This is a genomic window from Streptomyces sp. NPDC111507 (genome assembly GCF_055638955.1).
This window is the reverse complement of sequence record NZ_JBVKBU010000014.1, coordinates 31,136-53,833: the sequence shown is the minus strand read 5'-3', so window position 1 is coordinate 53,833 and position 22,698 is coordinate 31,136. Positions and strand designations below refer to the sequence as shown.

Genomic DNA, 22,698 nt, shown 5'->3' with positions numbered 1-22,698 from the left:
GCGATACGGCAGGGATTCCCGAGTGGAAATCCAGCACACTATACGCTCCATGTATACAAGGTGTGTATACAGAGTGTGTATACGTAGGTGCGCAGTCGAGTCGTCGGGTGCCGCCGATCCGTGCAAGTCAGCCGATCGAAAGGGATCCATGTACGGCAAGGCCTTCGCCCCCGAGTACCAGGGCGCTTTGACCACCCTGTCCGTGAACTCCTCGCTGACCGATGTCCTGGCGGCGGGTACCGAGCAACTGCGCGCCGCCGAGCGCGAGGGCGCCCGTGCCGAGGCGGCCCGGTCGGGCCTGGCGGTCGCCGAGGCGCACCGCAGGCTCGGGCAGGTGGCCGACGCCGACCGGGCATGGAAGGCGAGCTACCGCACCGCCCGCGCGGCCCGGGACACCGGCGCGATGGCGTGGGCGCTGTGGAGCGGCGGCACCCTGGCCCGCCAGCGCGGGGCGTTCCCGCTGGCCTGGCGGCTGCTGCGACTGGCCGCCGAACTCGGCGAGCGGTCCGGGGACGTCGTCGTACGCGGCTACTCCCTGGCGGGCCTGGCGGAGACCGGCCGCATCCAGGGCGACTACGCCGCCGTGACCGCCCTGCACGAACAACTGCTGGCCGAGGCCCGCAAGCGCGGCGAGGCCCGCCACACCGTGTGGGCCCTGGAGGGCATCGCACAGATACACCGCAACACCGGCGCCTACGACACCGCGTACGCCATGTTCGAGGAAGCGGCCGAGATCGCCGCGCGCGCCGAGGACCGGCGCGGCCACGCCTGGGCTTTGCGCGGCCTCGCGGACATCGTCTCCGTACGCGACCGGGACCCGGACCGCGCGCTGGCACTGCTGAGCGAGGCGGAGGTGTCCTGCCGGGCGATGAACCTGTCCGGGGCCCTCGCCTACAACCACAAGATGCGCGGCAACGTCCTCTACCGGGCGGGGCGTTATGAGCGGGCCCGGGACCTCTACGCGCAGGCACTGGCGGAGTTCGAGGCGATGAGCGAGCCGCGCGGCCGGGCGCTGTCCCGGCTCGGGCTGGTCAAGTCCCTGGCCAGGCTCGGCCGCGACCACGCCGAGACCGCCGCCGAACTCACCGAACTGGCCCGCGTGTTGGAGGGCATCGGGCTGCGGCACGCCCGGGAGATGGTCGAACGGGCGCGGACGGAGCTCGGCCTCACCCCGGCGGAGGGCGTGGACACGGAGGCAGGCCGATGACCTCTCCCCGTACGGTCCTGACGGCGCCGCCCGCCGCCCCGGAGATCCTGGCGCGCTGCCGCGAACTGGTCGCCCCGGCCCTCGCGGAGGCGGTCGACGGGCTGCACCCCTGGGTGGCGGAGATGGCCGGCTACGCGCTGGGCCGCTGCGAGGTCGGCGGCGCCCCCGCGGCCCACCGCCAGGGCAAGGGCGTACGACAGGCACTCGCCGTACTCGGGGCCGAGGCGGCCGGAGGCTGCGCCGAGGCGGGCGTGCCGGGCGCGGTGGCGGTGGAACTGCTGCACACCTTCTCGCTCCTGCACGACGACATCATGGACGACGACGCGCTGCGCCGCGGCCGTCCCGCCGTGTGGAAGGCCTACGGCACCGGCCCCGCCGTCCTCACGGGCGACGCGCTCTTCGCCCTGGCCGTCGAGACCCTCACCGCGGCGCCCGCGACCGCCCACGCCGCGGCGGCAGTGCGGCGGTTGACGAGGGCCTCGCGCGACCTGGTCCGCGGTCAGGCCGACGACCTGCTGTTCGCCCACCGCCCCTGGACAGGCCCCGACGCGGTGAGTGCGGGGGAGTACGAGGCGATGGCCGAGCACAAGACCGGTGCCCTGCTCGGCTGCGCGCTGGCCGTCGGGGCCGGGTCCGCGGGCGCGCCGCGGGAGACCGCCGCCGCCCTGGACCGTGCCGGACGTCATCTCGGGGTGGCCTTCCAGATCGCCGACGACCTGCTCGGCATCTGGGGCGATCCGGCCGTCACCGGGAAGCCGGTGCACGGTGATCTGCGGCACGGGAAGAAGACCCTGCCCGTTCTCGCCGCCCTGGCCGCGCCGGGCCGCTCCCCGCTCGCCGAACTCCTCGCCTCCACCGCCGTCCTCGACGACGGTGCCGTACGCCGGGCGGCGACCCTGGTCGAGCGGGCCGGTGGTCGCACGGCGGCCCTGGGCGCGGCGCGCCGGCATCTCACCGCGGCGGACACCCTGCTGGCGGGAGCCTCCCTGGCCCCGCGTCCCGCCGCGGACCTGCGGACGCTCCTCTCCTCCCTCGCCCACCGCACGATCTGACACCTGCGCCCCTCCGGCTCCCCCCGCCGTGGGCCGGAGGCGCTGCGACATCGATCACATGTGCGGGTCGGTGGACCTCGTCGGGCAACCAGCGCCCCCCTCGTCGCATCTGTCGGAAGGGCCCGACAGCCTCCACGGCGTTCAACGGCGCCGTGCTCCAGGGCGGTTGGTGACGCCGGCCGCCCCCGTTCGAAGGAACTCAGTGCGTAGACCCCACATACGCCGCGTGGCGATCGCCGTCGCGGTGACGACGGCGGCCACGCTTCCGGCGGGCCCCGCCTTCGCGACGCCCGACTCGCCCGCCCGCGCCGCGACTTCGGCCTCCTCGCCGGTGGAGGCCGCCCGGGCCGCCGCGTTCGCCCACGCCCCGGCCACCGGTGTCGGCCCGGGTGACACCCTGCGGGCCACGGACGTCATGACGGACCCGGACGGCAAGCAGCACGTCCGCTTCGTCCGCAGCCATCAGGGACTCCCGGTGCTCGGCGGCGACCTCGTCGTCCACCTCGGCAAGCAGTCCGCCTACCTGGGCGTGACCAGGGCCGCCGACCACGCCGTCAAGCCGGCCACGACCGAGGCGAAGCTGACGCCCCAGCAGGCCGAACAGAAGGCCGCCGCGGTCGCCCAGGGCGACGCGGGCAGCGCCGAACTCGTCGTCGACGCCCGCGACGGCGCCGCCGCCCTCGCCTACCAGGTGCGCGTGATCGACAGCGACACCACCGAGGCCGGCGGTTCCCGCACGGTCGTCGTGGACGCGCAGAGCGGGCGGATCCGCAGCAACACCCCCGACAGCGACGAGTTCATCTCGCCGCACCTGGAGAGGACGCTGCGGGAGAAGGGCGAGACGGCGAGCCCGGTGACGGGCGTGGCCACCCAGCCGTCCGGCCTCCTCGGCGCGACGGCGGCTGCCCGCTACCCGGTCAAGGCGACCGGCAGCGGCATTTCCCTCTTCGCCGGCAAGGTGACGCTGACCACGACCCGGACCGCGCGCACCAGCTTCCTCCTCAAGGACCCCACCCGCTGGAACACCGAGACCCGGGACGCCAAGGGCGCGGAACTGGAAGCCTTCTCGCGCGGCACGAAGTTCACCAGCACCACCAACAAGTGGGGCACCGGCACCACCGCCAACCGGACCACCACCGCGGTCGACGCCCAGTACGGCATCACCCAGACGCTGGACTTCTACAAGAAGACCTTCGGCCGCAAGGGCATCAAGAACAACAGCACCGGCGCCCGCGCGATGGTCCACTTCGGCCGCAAGGTCGGCAACGCCTTCTGGGACTCGACGTGCGGCTGCATGCTCTACGGCGACGGTGACGGCGCCATGTTCAAGAAGCCGCTGGTCGTCCTGGACGTCACCGGCCACGAGCTGACCCACGGCGTCGTCGACGCCACCGCCGCCCTCGAACCCACCCGGGTGGACGCGGACGGCAACCAGTACGGCGAGCCGGGCGCGCTCAACGAGTCACTCGCCGACATCTTCGGGTCCAACGTCGAGTTCTCCGCCAACAACCCGAAGAACCCGCCCAACTACCTCATGGGCGAGAAGCTGGGCCTCGCCCAGAAGTTCCTGCGCCGCCTCGACCACCCCTCCCTGGACAAGCTGGAGGGCACCATCGACTACTGGTCGCCCGAGGCGTACGACACCGAGGTGCACGCCGGTTCCGGCGTCTCGTCGCACGCGTACTACCTGCTCGCCGAGGGCAGTGGCCGCAAGACGATCGGCGGTGTGACGTACGACTCGCCGACGTACGACGGTTCGCGGGTGACCGGCATCGGACGCGCCAAGGCGACCGCGATCTTCTACCGCGCGCTGACCCGCTACATGGTCTCCACGACCGACTTCCACGACGCGCGGACCGCGACCCTCAAGGCCGCCGCCGACATGTACGGAGCGACCAGCGCCGAGTACCGGGCGGTGGACGCGGCGTGGGCCGCCGTCAACGTCACCACCGCCAACACCCCGGCCGCCGGACGCTGACGGCCGGTACGAGCAGGACGGCACCAGAAGAAGGGGCCCCGCCTCCGGGCGGGGCCCCTTTCGCCGTTCCCCCCGGCGTCAGTGCTGCTGTGCCTTCTGCGGAGTCGCCTCACTCGGCCGTACGACGACCAGGCCGTCGCCCTCCAGCTTCAGCTGCACGGCCTCGCCCGAGCCGCCGCGGATCATCGAACCGATCGACTGCGAGCGGTGCAGCGAGGTGTGGAGCTGCGCGGTCCAGCCGACGACCGCGTCCGTGTCGACGTACACCGGCTGCTGCGGCGAGACGGGTATCACCAGCGGGTTGCCCTCGCAGATCAGCCCCAGTCTGCCGTGACCGCTGAAGACGCTGTTGAAGATGCCGCCGCCGGTGACGCCCGCGCCCTTCACGGTCTTTATCTCGTACGACAGCGTGGAGTCGAAGCACAGGACGTTGCGCCCGTTCACGGTGAACAGGTCGCCCGGCTCGATGTCGATGATGAAACAGTTCTGCGCCTCGTGCGCGAACCAGGCCTCGCCCTGCCCGCGCACCGTCATCAGCGGCAGTCCCTCACCGGTGACCGCCCGCTTGAGCATGCCGCCCACGCCTTGGCCCTTGCGCTCGAACTGCAGATTCCCCCGGTAGGCGATCATCGCCCCCTGGCGCGCGAGCATGTCGCCGTTGACGGCGTACTTGATCGATTTGGCGTTCTGGATGGTCATGCCCGGCGTGACGGCGGGCTGCACCATGTGGTCACTGGAAAAGAGATCACCCTTCATGCGGGCATCTTGGCCCGGAGGGTTCGGTTCCGCCAAGATCGCTGACAACCGGGGGTCGTTGGGGGCGGTCGGCGGCTGCCGGGAACGCGCGAAGGGCCGGTCCGGTGGCACCGGACCGGCCCTGGGGGGAGTCGTCAGGCGGCGCTGGCGGTGCCGACCTGGCTGTGCAGGCGGGCGACGACCTCGGTGAGCTGGGCGGCGACCTCGGCGTCGTCGACCGGGTGGGTCTCGGCGAAGCGGGTCACGGAGCCGGGAACGGAGAGCTTGAGGTCCTCCAGGACGGCGGCACCGGCGATCCCGAGGGCCTTGCGGGCCTCGTCCTGCGCCCAGACGCCACCGAACTGACCGAACGCGGTGCCGACCACGGCGGCGGGCTTGCCGGTGAAGGCGCCGGCGCCGTACGGACGCGACAGCCAGTCGATGGCGTTCTTCAGGACAGCGGTGATCGTGCCGTTGTACTCCGGCGAGAAGAGCAGGAAGGCGTCGGCGCGGCCCGCGGCCTCACGGAGGGCGGTGGCGGCGGCCGGCACCTTGCCCTCGACGTCGAGGTCCTCGTTGTAGAACGGGACCTCGGCGAGTCCCTCGAACAGCTCGATCTCCGCGCCTTCGGGGGCGAGCTTGACAGCCGCCTCCGCGAGCTGGCGGTTGTGGGAGCCGGCGCGAAGGCTGCCGACGAGCGCGAGGATGCGTACGGACATGGGGAACTCCCGGGGACGAAACATTGCGGCAATAAAGCGGACCGAGGTCCGCTTGCTGGTCTGTTTAATGTTGTAGCACCTAAACGGACCAGGGTCCAGTTGCCCCCTTCTGCCGTTACGCTGTGTTCATGTCCACCCCACTTCCGCCCTTCCCGAAGGGGCAGGAACCCTCGGGAGCCCCGGTTCCGCTGGAGCTGACCGTCGGGCCCGCCGCGCCGCAGCTCCGCGCCGACGCCGCACGCAACCGCGCCCGGCTGCTGGAGGCCGCCACCCGCCTGGTGGAGGAGCACGGGGTCGCCAATGTGACCATGGAAGCCGTCGCCGCCGCGGCCTCGGTGGGCAAGGGAACCGTCTTCCGGCGCTTCGGTGACCGCACCGGCCTGCTGATGGCCCTGCTCGACCACACCGAGCAGCAGTTCCAGGCCGCCTTCCTCAGCGGCCCGCCACCTCTCGGCCCCGGCGCGTCAGCGGCGGACCGCCTGCACGCCTTCGGCTGCCGGGCCCTGCGCGAGATCCACGACCGGCTCGACCTGTACATCGCCGCCGAGCCGGACGCCTCCCGTCGCTTCAGTTCCGCCCAGTACCGCGTCCGCTTCACCCATGTCGCCATGCTCCTGCGCGAGGCCGTGCCCGGCGCGGACGGCGTTCTCCTCGCCCAGACCCTCATGGGCTACCTGGAACCCGCCCTGGTCCACCACCTGACGCGCCAATACGGGATGCCCCTCGAGCGCCTGGAGTCCGGCTGGCACGACCTCGTGCAGCGGACCACCTGCCCGGTGCCGGACAGGCCCTAGCTCTTCCGTGTGCGTCAGTTGAACGGGTCCAGCGTGACGTACGCCTGTCGGGGGTTGCCGTCGTGGACGAGGGACTCGTGGTTGCCGACGTCGTCGAAGGCGAACGCATAGGCCTTGCCGTCGGCCATCTGCGCGTGGATCTTGCGGGCGTACTGGTTGGTCACCGTGTCCTGGTAGAAGTTCGCCGAGCTCGTGTCCGGCTGGTTGGGGTTGGTGAGAAGGGTCGAGCGGTTGAAGCCCGCGCACAAGGTTCGTGAAATGGGCCCGCGTACCAGGTCGTTGGGGGCGTCCAGCCGCTTGTAGCAACCGAAGACGCTGTCCGAGTCGGGCTTCTGGAAGCTGGTGACGACCGCTCCGGCGCCGTTGGTGAAGTTCATGACGTCACCGGAGACCCGCCCGAAGTACTTGGTGTTCGGCTGATCGGTGAACGGCGTCACCGTCAGCGTCGACGAACTGTACTTCTGCCACACGCGGTTGATGTAGTCGTCTATGACGGTGCCCGGCAGCGCGCCCGCCTCGATGCCGTGGCCGGGAGCCAGTGCCCGCAGGACGGTGCCGTCGGACCGGGTCTGGATCAGATTGGCCCAGCCGCCCGGCTGACCGCGCAGGGCGTTGAAGAACCCGGTGTAGCCGCCCGTTTTGAGGTGGCCGGTGTTCTTGGTGCTCCCGTCGGCGAGCTGGACCCCGACGGCGTACGGGGCCGAGAACATGTCGACCTGGGTGCTGTTGATCCATAGCCCGGAGTCGTTGAGCGTGTACTCCGACCAGTTGAAGAGGATGTTGTGGTTGGGGTCGCTCGGGTTCTGCACGGCCGGCTGCACCAGGCCGCCGGTGGTCAGGCGGAAGTCGAGTTTCCGGCCGTAGGAGAAGTAGATCCGGCCGGAGAACTTCGGCATCCGGATCGTCATCGACTGGCCGCCCGCCGGTCCCGTGATCGAAGCGTCGGGCGCGGGCGTCGGCGGATTGCCGCCGGCGGGCCAGGCGTGGAACGTGCCGTTCGCGTCGGCCCAGCCCTGCTGGCCCGTCGAGAGGAGTGTTCCGAGGTCGTAGATGTACACGGGTTCGCTGCGGCCGGAGTTGTTCGTGAGCTTCAGCGGGATTGTCGTGGGGACGGCCGCGTTCGCGTCGGAGGGGGCGCCGAACGTGAGAAGCGCCGCGCTGGTGGTGGCCGCCGCCACCGCCAGGGCATGCCATTTAAGACTCCTGAGCCTTCTGGGCACTCGCTCTCTCCTTGAGTGGGGGGATTGCAACGAGGTGGATTCCGGCGGAGTGGAGCCGTCCGGTTCTCGTTGAGAGCGCTCTCAGAATTGCGGCGGGTGCCGTACATGTCAACGATTCCGGCAGGATTGGTCTGGTCCAGCTGGGGTCCATCCCCCTGTGCGCCCGGGTCGTGATGTGTCCGGGTCGCGTGCGGGTGATCGTGAACCGAGACGGGGCGGGCCGAGAGCCTTTGAGGCGGCGTCACGGCACCGCTCGGCGTCGAACGCGGTGGTGCTGGGGCTGGTCGGTCCGGGCCATGTCGAGCCGATGGCACTCGAGTATCCGGCGCGGGTCGGCCGCGAGCTGTCCCGTGCAGGTCGGCGGCGAAACTGTCTGACGCAGGTCGGCCGCGAGACCGATGTCCATGGAATGCGAGACCGCCTCGCTTCCACCGCGGCCGATCCCCAACTGCCCCCCCGGGCGGCGCCGATCCCAGGCTCCGCCTGATGTTGTGGCGCTCAGCCCCTGGGGAGGGGCTGAGCGCCACGGGTTCAGAAGCCGATGGTGGTCTCGAAGGTGTCCCGGGCTTGGGCCAGTTGGTACCAGCGGTCGGCGATGGCGTCGGGGTCGCCCTCTCCGGCGCCGGGCAGGATGGGTACGCCCACGCTCAGGTGGCCGACGTAGACACCGTCGGAGGCCAGTTCGGTGTGGGCGCCGCCGGCCCAGTTGCGCAGGCCCGCCTGGGCGATGCCCGCGTTGCCCAGGAACGGCAGGGGGTCGACAGCGGAGCGACCGGTGGTGAACAGCAGCGCTCCGTCGCGGGCTTCGCGCATCGCGGGCAGCACGGCGGCAGCGGCGGTCAGCGCGCCACCGACCGTGAGATCGAACTGGGCGCGGGCGGAGGCCGGGGTGGTCTCCAGGGTGCTGGTGAAGCCCATGGCGGCCAGGTCGGGCAGGCCCTCACCGGCGTGGTTCCACACCGGGGCGGGGCTGTAGGACAGGACGCCGATGCGGCCCAGGTCGCCGGAGGCGGCCTCGAGGGCATCGGTCAGCGTCTTCTCGTCGCTGGCGTCGGCCGGGTAGACGCCGGCGGTGATGCCCTCGTCGGCGAGGGAGGAAGCGAGGGCCTCCAGATTGTGCCGGTTGCGGGCGATCAGGGCTACGCGGTGGCCCACGCTGCCGAATCGGCGGGCGATGGAGCGGCCCAGGTTGGCTCCGGCGCCGACGACGGCGATGGTGGACGGGGGTGTGGGCATGAGGAGCCCCTCTCAATAGTTACCCTTTGTAGGTAACGCCACGGTAGTAACTCAGGACGATGCTCACAAAAGGCACACGCATGTTCGGTAGTAACACCGCTGATCCCCACGACGCCCCTGCCGCCTCCCACGCTCCGGCGGCCGACGACTCCTCTGAGACTCCGCCCGCGTCCTCCGAGACTCCGTCTGCGCCGTGGACAGTCCCGCCGCACCCGTGCGCGGCCTGGCCGGACAACGGCGCCGGGATCCGCGAGACCCTGGACCGCGTCGGTGACAAGTGGTCGGTGCTGGTGGTCGGCATCCTCGCGGCAGGCCCGCTGCGCTTCGGAGTCCTCCGCGATCAGGTCCCCGGCATCTCCCAACGCATGCTCACCATCACCCTGCGCCACCTGGAGCGCGACGGCCTGCTGACGCGCACCGTCTACCCACAGGTGCCACCCCGGGTGGAATACGAGCTGACCCCTCTGGGGCACGGCCTGCGCGAGACCTTCTACACCTTCGTGCAGTGGGCGACCGACCACAACGACGCGATCGAAGCGGCCCGCCGCTCCTACGACGAGGCAACGTGAGTGGCGAAGACGGTCGAGAGGCGCGCGTGAGCGGCTGGCAAGTGCGAATGATCGCCCTGTAGGGAATCGACAGCGAGGTCGTCCGACGAGGCCGTCCGCCGGGAGGTACCGAGCACACTCCACCGCACGGAGGCACCGTGGCCGCGATCCGGGCCGGAATCGATGCAGGCGAACCCACCACCACTGCGTCGCGATCGATGGGAGTGGATGTCGGTGGTCAGAACCTTCACCAGGGCCTCAACAGCGACCACGGCCTCCGGGGTGGGCAGCAGCACCGGGTCAGGGGTCTGCAACAGGAATCCGCTCCCGACCCGGAAGGCAGCACTGCCGTCCGCCCGCTCCTTCGCGAAGGAGATGCATCCCGGCAGACAACTCGCGTCGTTGCGCCCTCCAGGTATCCAGGGCGGAGGGCCGTCCGAGAACCGGAGGTAGTGGTGACCGGTAGATGCATGCCACTGGCTCAACGCGCCTGCCCGGGCGGCCGGCACCGGTTCCTCCGCAACGGGAGGCACCCACGAGTCCTTGCCGCGCACCGACGCTCCCTCGCGCACCGGGCCGAGATGGTCGCCCACCTCGTCGAGCCGCCCGTCGGCGCCGCCACCGGGCCTGGTTCGGCCGAAGGGCTTGCCGGACGGCTTCATGACCGTCGACGAGTTCCCGCGCTGCCCTCCACAGGGCGACGCACACGGCCGTGGTGCGGGCGGTGACCGGCCGGGCCGTCACTCCTGCGACGTCTGCTGGATCTTGGCAAGCGTCAGGACACCGCCGCCGATGCCCCATCCGGCGTCGGCGACCTCTTCGACCAGTACGAGGGTGGTGGCCCGGGCGCGGTCGCCGAAGATCTCGGCGTACAGGTCGGTGGTGCGCGTGATGATCTGCTCCTTCTGCTCTGCGGTGAGGGTGCCGGCGGGGACCTTGAAGTTCGCGAATGGCATGGTGCTCTCTCCTCTTCGTGCGGGGGCGTCGGAGGTGCTCACAACGAGCAGGAGGTCGACCCCGATGGGGCAACCATCTGTCCGAGTCACCTGCTCCGGCCAGGGCTGAGCCCACCCGGGGGTCACCAGCCCCTGGCTCGGACCCCGCCGGAGAGGCGACGATGAGCGGGTGAACCTTCCCGAGCTTGCGGCGTTCCTCAGGTCCCGGCGTGATCGGATCCGGCCGGCCGACGTCGGCCTGCCCGCCGGGCCCCGGCGCCGGGTGCCCGGTCTGCGGCGCGAGGAGGTTGCGCAACTGGCGGGTCTGTCGGCCGACTACTACACCGAGCTGGAGCGGGGGCGCGGCGCCCAGCCCTCGTCCCAGACACTGGCCGCTCTCGCCCGGGCGCTGCGGCTGGGCGGCGACCAGCGCGACCACCTGTTCCACCTCGCCGACCGGCCGCTGCCCGCATCGGCGCACGGCGCGAGCGCGCGGCACGTGCAGCCCGCCCTGCTCGGGCTGCTGGACCGGCTGGCCACCACCCCGGCCCAGGTCATCACCGACCTGCACGAGACCCTCGTCCAGAACGAGCTGGCCGCGGCACTGCTCGGCCGGGCTCCGGAGCCGCGCGGCCCCGCCACCGGCTTCGCGTACCGCTGGTTCACCGATCCGGCCGCCCGCGCGGTCTACCCGCCCGAGGACCATGCGCACCACTCACGCGTCTTCGTCGCCGACCTGCAGGCGGTCGCCGCCCGCCGGGGCCGCGACACCGAGGTCGCCGGGATGACTGCCGCACTGCGGCGGCGCAGCGCGGAGTTCGCCGCCCTGTGGGACACCCACGATGTCGGCCTGCGCCGCACCGATCACAAGCGCATCGTGCATCCCGCGCTGGGCGTCATCGAGTTGGACTGCCACAGTCTGTTCAGCGAGGACGGCCGCCAGCGCCTCCTGTGGTTCACGGCCCCGCCCGGCACCGAGGGCGCCGCACAGCTCGAGTTGCTCGGCGTCATCGGCACGCAGGACATGGCGGCGACCGAGGGTGCCTCCCACACCGAAGGCGGCGTCCACGCGGACTGAGAGTGGATGCCCCGCGGAACGGCGACCCTCGTGATGGCGAACCGCACCAGCCGACTCCCGAAGGTGCCACGTTCGCGGCTCCTCAGTCGAGACAGAACTCGTTGCCCTCGATGTCCTGCATCACGAGGCACGACTCGTTGTTGGCATCGGCAAGCAGCAGTCGCCCGCGTACAGCGCCGAGCGCGACCAGTCGTGCGCATTCGGCCTCGAGTGCGGCCAGGCGCTCTTCACCCACGAGCCCGGTGCCGACCCGCACGTCCAGATGCACCCGATTCTTGACGACCTTGCCTTCGGGGACGCGCTGGAAATACAGTCGCGGGCCCACACCTGAGGGATCAATGCAGGCGAACGCCGAACCCTGACGCTCGGGCGGCAGTGCGCGATCGAAATCGTCCCACGTGGCAAACCCCTCCGGCGGCGGCGGTACGACGTACCCCAACACCTCGCACCAGAAACGAGCGACGCGCTCAGGTTCTGCGCAGTCGAAGGTGACCTGTATCTGCTTGATCGCTGCCATCGGTCCATCGTAGAGGCGGGGTCCCTCGTCGTGTCCACGTGCTCGCCCCTGGCCAGGTTGTGGCGCACGCAGCCGACGAGAGACCCACGCCAGGACGACGTCTCGGGTGCGGCCCGGGCCAGTTGCCGTCAGCCGCCGACCGGGCCGGTGTAGGTGCCGGGGTGCGTGGCGCCGTCCTGGAGCAGGACGCTGCCGCCGGGCCAGGCCAGGGTGGTCGAGGTGGTCTCGTTCGGCGGGGTGATGACGACCGAGGTGGCCTTGAACTCGGTGCCGCTGCCCTGGTTCCACGGCAGGAAGGTGAGGGTGAACGTCGTGCTGCTGCCGGCGGCCACGGTGACCTTCTTGGGCGTCGCACCGCTGCGGGTCAGCGACCAGCTGCCGCCGGAGGACTTCAGGTCGACCCCGGGGAAGCCCTGGATGGTGCACGCGGCGGACGTCTTGTTCTTCAGCACCACGGCCAGCTGCTGCTGGTCGTCCGAGCTGCTGACCTTGCCGTCGCCGGAGCCGAACGAGAAGCCCAGCCCGGCGGTGTGGCAGCGGCCCGCGCCGGTGCCGCCACTGCTGCCGGTGCTGGTGCCCGTACCGCCGCCGGTGCTGCTGCCCGCATCCTTGGTGGCACCCGCGTTCTCGGCCGGGCCGCCGCCGGTCGCAGTGGCCGAGGGAGAGGAAGCCGGTGCGGGCGACTGGTCGCCCGAGGCGTCGTTGCCGCTGCCGTTCCCGCAGGCGGTGAGCGTCAGGGCCAGGGCGGACGTGGCGGCGAGAGCGGCAGCGGCGTGGAACAGGCGCATGGTGGTTCTTCTCCGTTGCATGAGGGGCGCCGACGAGCGCCGTGTTGATCACCACGATACGAGGTGATCATCAACAGCCCTGTAACGGAGGAGTCTTGACCTCGCGTCAGCCATCCAGAAGGCTTTCAGGGCACTCGTCAGGAATCCCCAGGTCGTCGCGCGAGTGAGGGTGCGAATTTCTTCCAACCGCTCTGGTTTTAAAGGGACTTGAATGTATGGTCGGCTGCGGCCTCTCACCGGGAGGGGCCAACACAGGGGGAGAACTGTGTCAGAGATTTCCCGGCGGACCATGCTGGGCGCCGCGACCGGCACGGCCGCAGCGGCAGCGCTTCTCACCGCGGCAGGGACAGCGCAGGCAGCCACCACCGTGGACGACAACAGCGACGACACCCGGCAGGCCACGAACCAGGAGACCGGTACACCCATGGCCGTCACCACCGAAGCGCAGAAGTACGAAGCCTACGTGGCCAACGACGAGGGCGAATGGCTGACCCACGCCATCTTCGACGCCACCGCCGATGTCGGCGACATGTGGGCCTTCGTCGACGCGGCCCTGACCCGTCTGCGGCCGAGGTACCCCAACTACACGTTCACCGGGAACGTTCGGCGGTACGACCAGGTGATCACCGACATCGCACACCCGTAAGGACTCGCTTCCGGAACGGACACCATGCGAGCCGGGGCGAGCCCGGCAGTGCCGTACCGACTGTTGGGCGTGCCGGTCCCGACAGTCGGCCGGCGGCTGTGGCACCGGCGCTGTGGGGACCGAATCCGCCTGATGCGGTCGGTCTCTCATCGCCGGACCGTTCCCCACTCAGGGTGCGCCCCCCGCGCTGTCCGGCCGTGATCACGACTGGCGACGGGGGATTCGCACCGCAAGCCGCCAGGCTCTCCTTACCGGCCTCGGGCCTCGCTGCTTGGCGTTGTTCAGCATGATCTAGCGGGCAACCCCGGGTGTTCAGGCCCGGGAGGAAGCGCTTGTGTGGACTGCTCTGACCCGCGCGCGTCCATGGGTCTGCACTGTTTTGGCCTCAGCTGTCTACTGCGGGCGCTTCTGGTTCTCGATGTACTCCTTGATGATGCTCAGCGGGGCGCCGCCGCAGGACGCGGCGAAGTAGGACGGGGACCAGAAGTGGTCGCCCCACAGGTACTTGCGGATGTGGTCGGGGTACTCCTGGCGGAGTCTGCGGGCGGAGACGCCTTTGCGGGAACCGACCAGCTTGGAGATGGAGACCTTGGGTGGGTAGTGCACGAGGAGGTGGACGTGATCCTTCTCGCCGTTGAACTCGACCAGTTCGGTTTCGAAGTCGGCGCAGAAGGCTCGCATGACTTCCTCGCAGCGTCGCAGGATCTCGTCGGTGAACGGCCCGCGCCGGTACTTGGGCGTGAAGACCAAGTGGGCGTGGAGGGTGTGGACGACCGTGCGGCCCCTGCGGATATTGGGGTTTGGTTCCCAGCGTGGTGACATAGACCACCTGAGTACGATGACTCACATGAAGATCGTCGTGCAGGTCAAACTGGCGCCGGATGCCGCGCAGGCTTCCGCTGTCGGCGCGACCTTGCACACGGTCAATGACCGGGCCAACTGGGTGTCCGGGGTGGCTTTCGCCCGTGGTGTGCCGCGTGAGTACGAGCTGCGCAAGCACACCTACGCCGAGCTGAAAGCGGCCGGTCTCGGAGCGCAGGCCGCACAGCACACGATCAGGAAAGTCGTGGACGCCTACACCACGCTGCGGGCGAACCTGCGGGCGGAAAACCTCGGCAAGCCCGGCTCCAAGCGCCGGAAGAAGGCCGAGTCCAAGCCGGTCGCCTTCCGCCCTGAGGCCGCGCACCCGTTTGACGACCGGTGCTTGTCCTGGCAGTACGACGCGCAGACCGTCTCCATCTGGACCACCGCCGGACGACTCAAGAACGTCCGCTTCGCCTGCTCACCGGACGCGCTCAAGACGCTCCGCGAGTACCGCAAGGGCGAATCGGACCTGATCGAACGTGACGGCGTGTTCTACCTGATCGCCACCTGCGAGGTCCCCGAGGCCGAGACGTACGAACCGGACGGCTTCATCGGCGTGGACCTCGGCATCGCCAACATCGCCACCACGTCCACCGGCTACCAGGCCGCCGGGCGCGGTCTGGGCCGCTACCGCAAGCGTCAGCTTGCCCTGCGGGCCAAGCTCCAGAAGAAGCGCACCCAGTCCGCCAAACGCCGGTTGAAGGAGCGCTCCCGCCGCGAACAGCGGCACGTCAAGAACACCAACCACATCATCGCCAAGACGATCGTGACCGAGGCTGAACGCACCTCGGCCGGCATCGCCCTGGAAGACCTGGGCGGAATCCGGCAGAGGGTACGGCTTCGCAAGCCCCAACGGGTCACGCTCCACTCCTGGGCCTTTGCCCAGCTCGGAGACTTCATCGTCTACAAGGCCAAGCGGGCCGGCGTGCCCCTGGTCTTCGTTGATCCCGCGTACACGTCGCAGACATGCGCCGAGTGCGGCCACATCGACAAGCGCAACCGTGTCGACCAGGGGCTTTTCATCTGCCGGGGGTGCGGGGTCGTTGCCCACGCCGACCGGAATGCTTCCCACAACATCGCCGCTCGCGGTGAGGCTGTGTGGATTGCGGGGCGTGAGTCACGCGTCCCAGCACCTTTCTAGGTGTCTGGACGGAGGAGGCCACACCACAGCCTGTGGTGCCCTACTTCCAAGCCCGGTCGTTCACGGCCGGGTCAAGTTGACTCGGAAGCTACGGATGGGGCTTCCCGGTGTGGTCGGTCAAGGCAGGATCTCGACGTACCCGTCGGTTCCGTGCACGCGGATCCGCTGCCCGTCCCGGATCAGCCGGGTGGCCTGCGCCACGCCCACGACGGCCGGCAGGCCGTACTCCCGGGCGATCACCGCGCCATGGGTCATCTGGCCGCCCACCTCCGTCACCAGGCCCGCGACTGCGACGAACAGCGGCGACCAACTGGGGTCCGTGAAGGTCGTGACCAGGATGTCGCCCGCTTCGAGATCGGCCTCCGCGATGTCAAGGATGACGCGGGCCCTCCCCTCGATGGTCCCGGCGGAAACCGGGAGGCCGACCAAGGCGCCGGCCGGCACGTCGTCGCGCCGGTACGCCCCGGTGACGGCCTCACCGTCCGAGGTGAGCACCCGGGGCGGTGTGAGCGCGTGGTACGACCGGAAGGCGTCCTTGCGCTGCTGGATGAGCCGGTCATCCACCTGGTTCGAGCGCACGACGTCGTGGAGTTCCTGGAACGTGAGGTAGAAGATGTCCTCCTGCTCAGGAAGCAGGCCTGCCTGCACGAGGCGCTCGGCCTCCTCCAACAGGGCCTGCTTGTAGACGAAGTAGCGGCTGATGATGCCGTACTTCGGGTACTCCCGGTACCCGATGAAGGTTCTGACCCGATCGATCATCCGCTTGGCCTCGTCGGCTTTCCGGTCCCCGTCCGGCAGGGCCCGCAAGCGTGACAGCACGTCCTGTTCCTTCTTCCGCGCCTTCTGCCGCCCTTGTTCGAAGCGCCGCTCGGCGGCGCCCGGCTCGAAGTTCCTGACGTTGTCGAGGATCACGGGCACGAGCGTGGTGGGGCGCTCGCGCCAACGTGGCCTCGTGATGTCGATCTCGCCGACGCAGCGCATGCCGTATCGGTCGAGGTAGGCCTCGATGGCGTCGCGCGCTTCGGTCCCGCCCGCGAGCTTCGCCAACTCGTCCAGGAAGCCCTCGTCCTCGACGCCCTGGAGGAAGGCCACCACCTCCGAATGCGGGCGGATCACGTCAGCGACGTCGAGCAGCGCCAGTCCCATCTCCGACGTGACGTTGTCGGGGGCGGACAGCGTGAGCGTGTCAGCCGCGTTCTTCTCGCCCAGCCACTCCTGCAGCGTGTCGTTGAGCCACCAGGTGGCCTCCATCCCGGCCATGATCGCCTGCATGCTCAGCGGATCACTGAGGACTCGCTTGTGCTCCTCGAAGGCCTCCAGCAGGAAGTCGAACAGCGCCGGTCCGGTCTTCGTCCGGATGTCGCGCTGCAGGGCGGCGATGGACGCCTGGCTGCGCTCGATCAGCTCGGTGACGATGGCCGGATCGTTCTCGATCGGGGCGGACGCGCTGCTGGCCGGCGGCCTGCCGGGGCCCGCGTCCGGGAGCGACGGGACGAAGTCGTCGCGGTCGAGGACGGTCTCCAGAGCGTCCCTGACCAGCGGATCGCCTCTCCCCACGAGGTCCAGGAAGCCGGCGCGGCTCGCGGGCGAGGCCAGGCGCCGGGTGGCGTCCACGAACAGCCTCCCGCCGGCCTCGTGCATGGGCGCCATGGCCGTCAGCTGCCACATGGAGATCCCCAGGGGCTTCATGGGGTCGGTCATCATCTGCTGATGCCCCACGGAGAGGTAGACGTGATTCTCCTGGTCACCGCTTTCCGGGATCGGGAACAGCGTGGTGATCGGCCGGCTCTGAACGATCTGGAAGTCGTCATCGACCAGGCACCATTCGATGTCCTGCGGGCGGCCGAAGTGCGCTTCGATCCGCCGCCCGAGCTGCACGAGCCGTACGACCTGCGCATCCGTCAGCGCCGGCTCCTCCTGCCGCTGCGCGTCGACCGCCACTTCCTGCGTACCGCCGACCGGAAGGGCGTGAACGGCACGCTGTTTGGCGGCGATCACCTTGGCGACGATCTCGCCGTGTCGCACCTTGAAGACGTCCGGGTTCACCAGGCCGGAGACCAGGGCCTCGCCGAGGCCGAAGCCGGCGTCCACGGTGGCGACCTTCCGGTTGCCCGTGACGGGGTCGGCCGTGAACAGGATGCCGGCCGCATGCGGGAAGACCATCCGCTGCACGACCACGGCCATGTGGACCGTACGGTGGTCGATACCGTTCCGCTGGCGGTAGGTCACGGCCCGTTCGGTGAACAGCGAGGCCCAGCACCGGCTGATGTGCTGGAGGATCGCCGTCGGCCCCACGACGTTCAGGTACGTGTCCTGCTGGCCGGCGAAGGAGGCCGTCGGCAGATCCTCTGCCGTCGCGCTGGACCGTACGGCGCAGGCGGCCTGCTCGCCGAGCTGGGCGAGCGCGCCGGTGATCGCCGCCGCGAGATCGCCCGGGATGGCGATCCCCTCGATGGTCCGGCGGATCTGCGCGCTGAGCGTGCGGATCGCCTCACGGTCGTCCGGGTTCAGGCGCGACAGCTGATCGAGCCGATCGTCGATCGACGGCGCTTCCGCCATGATCCGCCGGAAGGCGTCCGTCGTCACGCAGAAGCCACCTGGCACGCGGATGCCTTCGATCCGCGACAGCCCGCCCAGGTGCGCGCCCTTGCCGCCGATGACCGCGACCTGCGTCTCGTCAACCTCTCGAAGGTCCGACACGTACCGCTCAGTCATCGCGATACCTCCGAGGCAGCCGTGCTCCGTCGCGGTGCGGCGGCCGATCGCATCACCGGCGCCTCGAACTCCGTCGAAGTTCTTGTCGAGCACGTCCTCCTCCCTGGTTGCCGTCCCTCTGACGAGTCGGCCGACCGCTCCGCCCGGCCGGGCCCATACGTCGACAACAACACACGCACGTCGTGTCCCCATTTCCGCAGGTTGTGGCATCGGCCGACGATTCTGCGCCGTGACCCGGGTCTTGCGGCAAGCCCCCCACTGCGCTATATGTTGAGAGTGGCAAGGAGAGAGCTCTCCTTGCCTTCTCCTTTTGCCGTCCACTGGAACTGACAAGAAGTTCTTTTCCGGACGCCTGCCGGTCGCCGTGGCTCACGTCTCCCGGCACCGCCGTCAGGTCAGGCCGGTGATGCGCCGGCCCGGCCGAGATGCCGCAGGAAGAACCGGGCCGAGTTGTCGACCTCGTATCCAGGCACCTGATTGTGCCTGCCCGGGTAGGCGTGCAACGCCTTCTCCTGCGAGGCGCAGGCGTCGAACAATGCGAGACCGGACTGGCGGTTGATCTCCTCGTCGTCCCACGGGAGCAGGAACTCGACCGGGATGGTGATCTGCCTGGCCGCCTCGGTCAGCGCCTCGTACACGAAGACCCCGCCGAAGGTCGCGGCGGTGATCCGGGGTTCGATCGCCGTCAGCAGCAGTCCGGTCGCGGTGCCCAACGTCATGCCGCCATAGCCGACCGGCGCCTCGGTACCGATCTCGGGCAGTGCCTGGAGGGCGTCCAGGGTTGTCTGCCATTCCGGCACGGCGCGCTGGACCAGTGAGCCGTTGAAGTCGACGATGATCGGGCCGATCGGCTCTCCTGCCGCCCGGGCCCGCAGGAGAGCGGCGACCCACTGCTTGTCCTCCGCGTTTCGCGGCCGGTCGCCGTGTCCGGGCGCGTCGATGGCGGCCACGGTGAATCCGCAGGTGGTCACGTAGTGGTGTGCACGGGCCAGGATTCCCGGTGCCTTCTTGTGCAGGCCGCCACTGTGCCCCATCAGGACCAGGGGTGCGCCGGCCGAGCCGGATGCGGGTGACCAGAGCACGCCGGTGACCTCATCCAGAGTGAAGTTGCGTTCGACGACACCGTTCGACGATGTCTCCGCGGTGAAATGCATGAGTTGTCGCCTTTCGGGAGTGCCTTGTCGAGGCGCTCCCGGCGACAGCTACGTCAATCGCCCAACCGTGAAGAAGACGGGGAGCACCCATGGGGTACGGCGTTCATGGGTCTCACCTCCTCGCGCGATGTCACGGTGTCCCGGACGCTAGCAGCCCCGGCATCGTCCCGCCCCACCCTTTTCCGCCGAACCGGGAGTTCTCGAGATCCTCATGCCTGCGCCCGGGCGGGAGCCGAGGCGACGACGCCTCGTGCCGCCCCGCGCCGAGACCCCGGTTCGCCGGGGGCCGGGCAACCCCAACGGGTCAGCACCGATCGCGGACGCGGAGCCGGGCACGGAGCATGGGGGAGGCCCACAGACCGGGTTTTCGGACCGGCAGGAAGAGGACGAGCTTCATGAGCAGACGCACCCACGGTGGCCCGGCACGGACCGGCCGCGGCCGCGCGACCGCGGCCCTCCTGGCCACCCTGACCTGCGGCGCCGCGCTCGTCTCGTGCAGCACGAACAGTGGCGGCGACAGCGGCGCCGCCGCCGTCACCCCGCGAGCCACCCCGCCGGACACCTCGTCGTTCAGCGGCACACCGCCGTCCGCCCTGGCCTCGGCCGCCTCATCGATCATCGGCTCCGCCCGGGCCTCGGCCTCGGCGGCGGCCTCCTCGCTGTCCGCCGCGGCCTCGGAGTTCGAGGCGTCCGTCTCGGCCGACACGGCCCGCGCGAGCGCGCAGGCACAGGCGGAGCTGAAGAAGGTGCAGGGCCCCGGGAACGCGCGGTCCGACGTCGCCATGAGCGGCTTGCCCAGGGCGAAGACCGGCGGCCTGCTCGCCGTGCTCCTCAACATCACCAACAACACCGATCGCACGGCCTCGTACGCCGTCCAGGTCGACTTCAAGAACGCCGACGGCAAGGTCGTCGAGACCAGGTTCGTGGGCGCGGAGAACCTCAAGCCGGGTCAGCGCGCCCAGCCCGTCGCCATCAGCAGACAGCCCACCCAACCCCAGCTGACCCCGGTCCTGGCGAAGGCCCAGCGGTACTGACGGGCGCCCGACGGGCGAGAGCGACATCGGGCGGCCCACCAGCACATTGACGGGGTGTCAGTCCTCCCGGACGAGGTGCACTGCCGTGCTGGACCAGTCGCCCGCCGGCAGCTCGACGTCGAGACCGTACTCGCCGAGCACCGTGGAGTGGTGCACGGCGCCGGAGCGGACGTCGCGGTAGCGGCCCCCGGGGGTCAGACCACGCGGCCGGACCGGCAGCCTCGGCGCGCCGTGGCGGGAGACACGCCGGTAGGCGAGCAGCAGGGTCTCCGAGGCGTCCGCGGCGGTGTACTGCACCACGCAGACCGAGTCCTCGGCGGGCGGCGACAGCCGGTCAAGCCTGCCGTGCTGGACGAGATGGCGGACCTTCTTGTACGTGGCGACCAGGTCGGCCCCCTCCCGCAGTTCCTCCTCGGACCAGCGCGTGAGATCGCCCCCGATGCCGAGCGCCCCGGCCATCGCGACGTGGAAGCGGAAGCGCAGCGGGACCGTACGGCCGGTGAGCTGGTTGGGTACGTCGGTCACCCAGGCGCCCATCGTGCGGGCGGGGTAGATCTGGCCGTAGCCCTGCTGGATCCCCATCCGGTCGGCGGCGTCGGTGTTGTCCGACGCCCACGCCTGGTCAGTGCGGGAGAGAATGCCCAGGTCGACGCGGCCGCCGCCACCACTGCACGTCTCGATCCGCAGCGCCGGATGGTCCGCGCGCAGACGGTCGAGGACGCCGTAGAGATTGCGTACGTACGCGGGGCCCAGACGGTCGGCGCCGTCCTGCCGGTCGGGCCAGCCGGCCTCGCTGAACGCGCGGTTCATGTCCCACTTGAGGAAGTCGATGCCGTGGTCGCCGACCAGCCGGGTCAGCCAGCCGTGGGCCCAGTCGGCGACGTCACGGCGGGCGAAGTTGAGGACCAGCTGATTGCGCAGCTCGGAGCGGGGGCGGCCGGGGAAGTGCAGGACCCAGTCGGGGTGTTCGCGGTACAGGTCGCTGTCCGGGTTCACCATCTCGGGCTCCACCCAGAGGCCGAAGCGCATCCCGAGCCCGTGCACCGCGCGGACCAGCGGGGTCAGCCCGTCCGGGAAGCGGTCGGGCGCAGGTGTCCAGTCGCCGAGGCCCGCCCGGTCGCTGCGGCGCGCCCCGAACCAGCCGTCGTCGACGACGTAGAGCTCCACCCCGAGCGCCGCCGCCCGCTCGGCGAGCGCCTGCTGCCCGACCTCGTCGACGTCGAAGCCGGTCGCCTCCCAGGAGTTGTAGAGCACCGGGGCGAACTCGTCGGCGTGGGGCAGGACATGGGCCAGGACGTACGCGTGCCAGGCGCGGCTGGCCGCGCCGAAGCCGCCGTCGGTGCACAGTCCCGCGAACGGAGGAGTGGCGAACTCCTCGCCCGGCGCCAGCGGCACGGCCGTACCGTCCTGGCCGGGGCCGCCGGTGAATCCGGCCCGCCCGTCGGGGGTGCGCTGCACGGTGACGCGCCAGCTCCCGCTCCACGCGAGGGCGGCGCTCCACACCCGCCCGTGCTCCTCCGTCGCCTCACCCGCGTCGAGCATCAGCCACGGGTTCGCGTGGTGACTGGTGATCCCGCGACGGCTGGTCAACACGGTTTCGCCGTACGGCAGCCGGTCGCGTCGCAGCTGGCTCTCGGCGGACCACTGGCCCGTGACATGGCTGAGCCGGTAGTCCCGCTGCGGCGGCAGGGTCCAGGCGGCGGAGTCGGCACGCAGCAGGGTGACGGGCTCGTCGCCGTCGTTGCGGACGACGGTCCAGCGCTCGATGACGTCCGTGTCCTCGCGCACCCGGTAGTGGAGCGCCACCCGCAACGGGTAGCGGCGGTCGCGGAACGACAGGGTCAGCTCGCCCTCGTCGACCTGGTGGCCGGTCGGCTGCCACTCGAAGGCGCGGGAGCCGTCCGCGAACCGGACCTGCAGCGACGGCGGTCCGTAGCGCGTGCCGCCGTCGACCGGCAGCTCCTCCCCGACGGGCGGCCTGCCCTCGAAGCTGCTGGCCTCGGGCGCGGGTGGCACGGCGAGCTCCTCGGCCTCCGCCGGCGTCAGTCGTGGACCCCACGCGACATGGCAGGGCGCTCCGGTCTCGTCGATCCGCAGCGCGTACGAGGTGCGCGGTGTGGACAGCAGCCAGACCCCGGTGTCCGGGGCGAAGGAGATCGGCGACATGGATCCTCACGTTCAGGTGGTGCTCACGTACGAGACAAGGAAAAGCCAACCCTGACCTTGGATCACGTGTCAATGCTTGCTCGCATTCTGGAATTCATAGGTCACAGGTGCCTCATGGAGCGTCCTCAAGAGAATCCTGCTTCTTTCATTGACAGCAGAAAATAAGGGCCT

21 protein-coding genes are annotated in these 22,698 nt (G+C 70.2%); 9 read left to right on the top strand and 12 right to left on the bottom strand.

Annotation, left to right across the window (positions count from 1 at the left end):
• Window positions 1-148 precede the first annotated feature (148 nt).
• The 3 genes from ACZ7M2_RS38640 to ACZ7M2_RS38630 all read left to right on the top strand — a co-directional run bounded on the left by ACZ7M2_RS38640 (window position 149) and on the right by ACZ7M2_RS38630 (window position 4,237).
• Window positions 149-1,207 (top strand): tetratricopeptide repeat protein, encoded by a 1,059-nt coding sequence (locus ACZ7M2_RS38640; protein WP_471599251.1) that lies wholly within the window; start codon window positions 149-151, stop codon window positions 1,205-1,207.
• On the top strand, window positions 1,204-2,259 hold the full coding sequence (locus ACZ7M2_RS38635; protein ID WP_471599250.1) for a polyprenyl synthetase family protein: 1,056 nt from the start codon (window positions 1,204-1,206) through the stop codon (window positions 2,257-2,259). The genes ACZ7M2_RS38640 and ACZ7M2_RS38635 overlap by 4 nt, the downstream gene beginning before the upstream one ends.
• A 202-nt stretch (window positions 2,260-2,461) precedes the next feature.
• Window positions 2,462-4,237 carry a M4 family metallopeptidase gene (locus tag ACZ7M2_RS38630; protein WP_471599249.1) on the top strand — a complete coding sequence of 592 codons (1,776 nt, stop codon included), beginning with the start codon at window positions 2,462-2,464 and terminating at the stop codon, window positions 4,235-4,237.
• A gap of 78 nt (window positions 4,238-4,315) precedes the next feature.
• On the opposite strand, the gene ACZ7M2_RS38625 is transcribed toward ACZ7M2_RS38630, so the two are convergent.
• On the bottom strand, window positions 4,316-4,993 hold the full coding sequence (locus ACZ7M2_RS38625) for an AIM24 family protein (RefSeq protein ID WP_067377408.1): 678 nt from the start codon (window positions 4,991-4,993) through the stop codon (window positions 4,316-4,318).
• Between the two features lie 134 nt (window positions 4,994-5,127).
• Entirely contained in the window at window positions 5,128-5,691 is a 564-nt protein-coding gene (locus tag ACZ7M2_RS38620; RefSeq protein ID WP_352050266.1) for an NAD(P)H-dependent oxidoreductase, read from the bottom strand.
• A 128-nt stretch (window positions 5,692-5,819) separates the two neighbouring features.
• Here ACZ7M2_RS38620 and ACZ7M2_RS38615 point away from each other — a divergent pair, with 128 nt between their 5' ends.
• A complete protein-coding gene (locus ACZ7M2_RS38615; RefSeq protein ID WP_471599248.1) occupies window positions 5,820-6,485 on the top strand; it encodes a TetR/AcrR family transcriptional regulator in 666 nt (221 codons plus the stop codon).
• Window positions 6,486-6,499: 14 nt separating this feature from the next.
• On the opposite strand, the gene ACZ7M2_RS38610 is transcribed toward ACZ7M2_RS38615, so the two are convergent.
• Both ACZ7M2_RS38610 and ACZ7M2_RS38605 read right to left on the bottom strand, forming a co-directional pair.
• On the bottom strand, window positions 6,500-7,663 hold the full coding sequence (locus ACZ7M2_RS38610) for a glycoside hydrolase family 64 protein (protein ID WP_471599403.1): 1,164 nt from the start codon (window positions 7,661-7,663) through the stop codon (window positions 6,500-6,502).
• Between the two features lie 573 nt (window positions 7,664-8,236).
• Window positions 8,237-8,941, bottom strand: a complete 705-nt coding sequence (locus ACZ7M2_RS38605) for an SDR family NAD(P)-dependent oxidoreductase (protein WP_471599247.1) — start codon at window positions 8,939-8,941, stop codon at window positions 8,237-8,239.
• 80 nt (window positions 8,942-9,021) lie between these two features.
• Here ACZ7M2_RS38605 and ACZ7M2_RS38600 point away from each other — a divergent pair, with 80 nt between their 5' ends.
• Window positions 9,022-9,510 carry a winged helix-turn-helix transcriptional regulator gene (locus ACZ7M2_RS38600; protein ID WP_471599246.1) on the top strand — a complete coding sequence of 163 codons (489 nt, stop codon included), beginning with the start codon at window positions 9,022-9,024 and terminating at the stop codon, window positions 9,508-9,510.
• On the opposite strand, the gene ACZ7M2_RS38595 is transcribed toward ACZ7M2_RS38600, so the two are convergent.
• Both ACZ7M2_RS38595 and ACZ7M2_RS38590 read right to left on the bottom strand, forming a co-directional pair.
• Complete coding sequence (locus ACZ7M2_RS38595; RefSeq protein ID WP_471599245.1) at window positions 9,492-10,151, bottom strand: hypothetical protein; 660 nt, start codon at window positions 10,149-10,151, stop codon at window positions 9,492-9,494. The two genes, ACZ7M2_RS38600 and ACZ7M2_RS38595, sit on opposite strands and share 19 nt — an antisense overlap.
• 78 nt (window positions 10,152-10,229) lie before the next feature.
• Window positions 10,230-10,445, bottom strand: coding sequence for a tautomerase family protein (locus ACZ7M2_RS38590; RefSeq protein WP_471599244.1), 216 nt, complete (start codon window positions 10,443-10,445; stop codon window positions 10,230-10,232).
• A gap of 169 nt (window positions 10,446-10,614) precedes the next feature.
• Here ACZ7M2_RS38590 and ACZ7M2_RS38585 point away from each other — a divergent pair, with 169 nt between their 5' ends.
• On the top strand, window positions 10,615-11,502 hold the full coding sequence (locus ACZ7M2_RS38585) for an MmyB family transcriptional regulator (RefSeq protein WP_471599243.1): 888 nt from the start codon (window positions 10,615-10,617) through the stop codon (window positions 11,500-11,502).
• Between the two features lie 82 nt (window positions 11,503-11,584).
• Here ACZ7M2_RS38585 and ACZ7M2_RS38580 read toward each other — a convergent pair whose 3' ends face one another.
• Together ACZ7M2_RS38580 and ACZ7M2_RS38575 are read right to left on the bottom strand one after the other, a co-directional pair.
• A complete protein-coding gene (locus ACZ7M2_RS38580) occupies window positions 11,585-12,019 on the bottom strand; it encodes a VOC family protein (protein ID WP_471599242.1) in 435 nt (144 codons plus the stop codon).
• A gap of 128 nt (window positions 12,020-12,147) precedes the next feature.
• A complete protein-coding gene (locus ACZ7M2_RS38575; RefSeq protein WP_471599241.1) occupies window positions 12,148-12,807 on the bottom strand; it encodes a DUF4232 domain-containing protein in 660 nt (219 codons plus the stop codon).
• Between the two features lie 265 nt (window positions 12,808-13,072).
• Here ACZ7M2_RS38575 and ACZ7M2_RS38570 point away from each other — a divergent pair, with 265 nt between their 5' ends.
• Window positions 13,073-13,453: a hypothetical protein gene (locus ACZ7M2_RS38570; protein WP_471599240.1), complete on the top strand. Its 381-nt coding sequence runs from the start codon at window positions 13,073-13,075 to the stop codon at window positions 13,451-13,453.
• 393 nt (window positions 13,454-13,846) lie between these two features.
• On the opposite strand, the gene tnpA is transcribed toward ACZ7M2_RS38570, so the two are convergent.
• Window positions 13,847-14,275 (bottom strand): IS200/IS605 family transposase, encoded by a 429-nt coding sequence (gene tnpA, locus ACZ7M2_RS38565; RefSeq protein ID WP_471599239.1) that lies wholly within the window; start codon window positions 14,273-14,275, stop codon window positions 13,847-13,849.
• A 25-nt stretch (window positions 14,276-14,300) separates the two neighbouring features.
• On the opposite strand from tnpA, the gene ACZ7M2_RS38560 reads away from it, so the two are divergent.
• A complete protein-coding gene (locus ACZ7M2_RS38560) occupies window positions 14,301-15,458 on the top strand; it encodes an RNA-guided endonuclease InsQ/TnpB family protein (protein ID WP_471599238.1) in 1,158 nt (385 codons plus the stop codon).
• Window positions 15,459-15,575: 117 nt separating this feature from the next.
• On the opposite strand, the gene rph is transcribed toward ACZ7M2_RS38560, so the two are convergent.
• Together rph and ACZ7M2_RS38550 are read right to left on the bottom strand one after the other, a co-directional pair.
• Entirely contained in the window at window positions 15,576-18,173 is a 2,598-nt protein-coding gene (gene rph, locus ACZ7M2_RS38555; protein ID WP_471599402.1) for a rifamycin-inactivating phosphotransferase, read from the bottom strand.
• A gap of 395 nt (window positions 18,174-18,568) precedes the next feature.
• The gene (locus ACZ7M2_RS38550; protein WP_471599237.1) at window positions 18,569-19,327 is read right to left on the bottom strand and encodes an alpha/beta hydrolase family protein; all 759 of its coding nucleotides are present in this window, start codon (window positions 19,325-19,327) and stop codon (window positions 18,569-18,571) included.
• A gap of 395 nt (window positions 19,328-19,722) precedes the next feature.
• Here ACZ7M2_RS38550 and ACZ7M2_RS38545 point away from each other — a divergent pair, with 395 nt between their 5' ends.
• Window positions 19,723-20,361 (top strand): hypothetical protein, encoded by a 639-nt coding sequence (locus tag ACZ7M2_RS38545; protein ID WP_471599236.1) that lies wholly within the window; start codon window positions 19,723-19,725, stop codon window positions 20,359-20,361.
• A gap of 57 nt (window positions 20,362-20,418) precedes the next feature.
• On the opposite strand, the gene ACZ7M2_RS38540 is transcribed toward ACZ7M2_RS38545, so the two are convergent.
• Window positions 20,419-22,527 carry an alpha-galactosidase gene (locus tag ACZ7M2_RS38540; protein WP_471599235.1) on the bottom strand — a complete coding sequence of 703 codons (2,109 nt, stop codon included), beginning with the start codon at window positions 22,525-22,527 and terminating at the stop codon, window positions 20,419-20,421.
• Window positions 22,528-22,698: the final 171 nt, after the last annotated feature.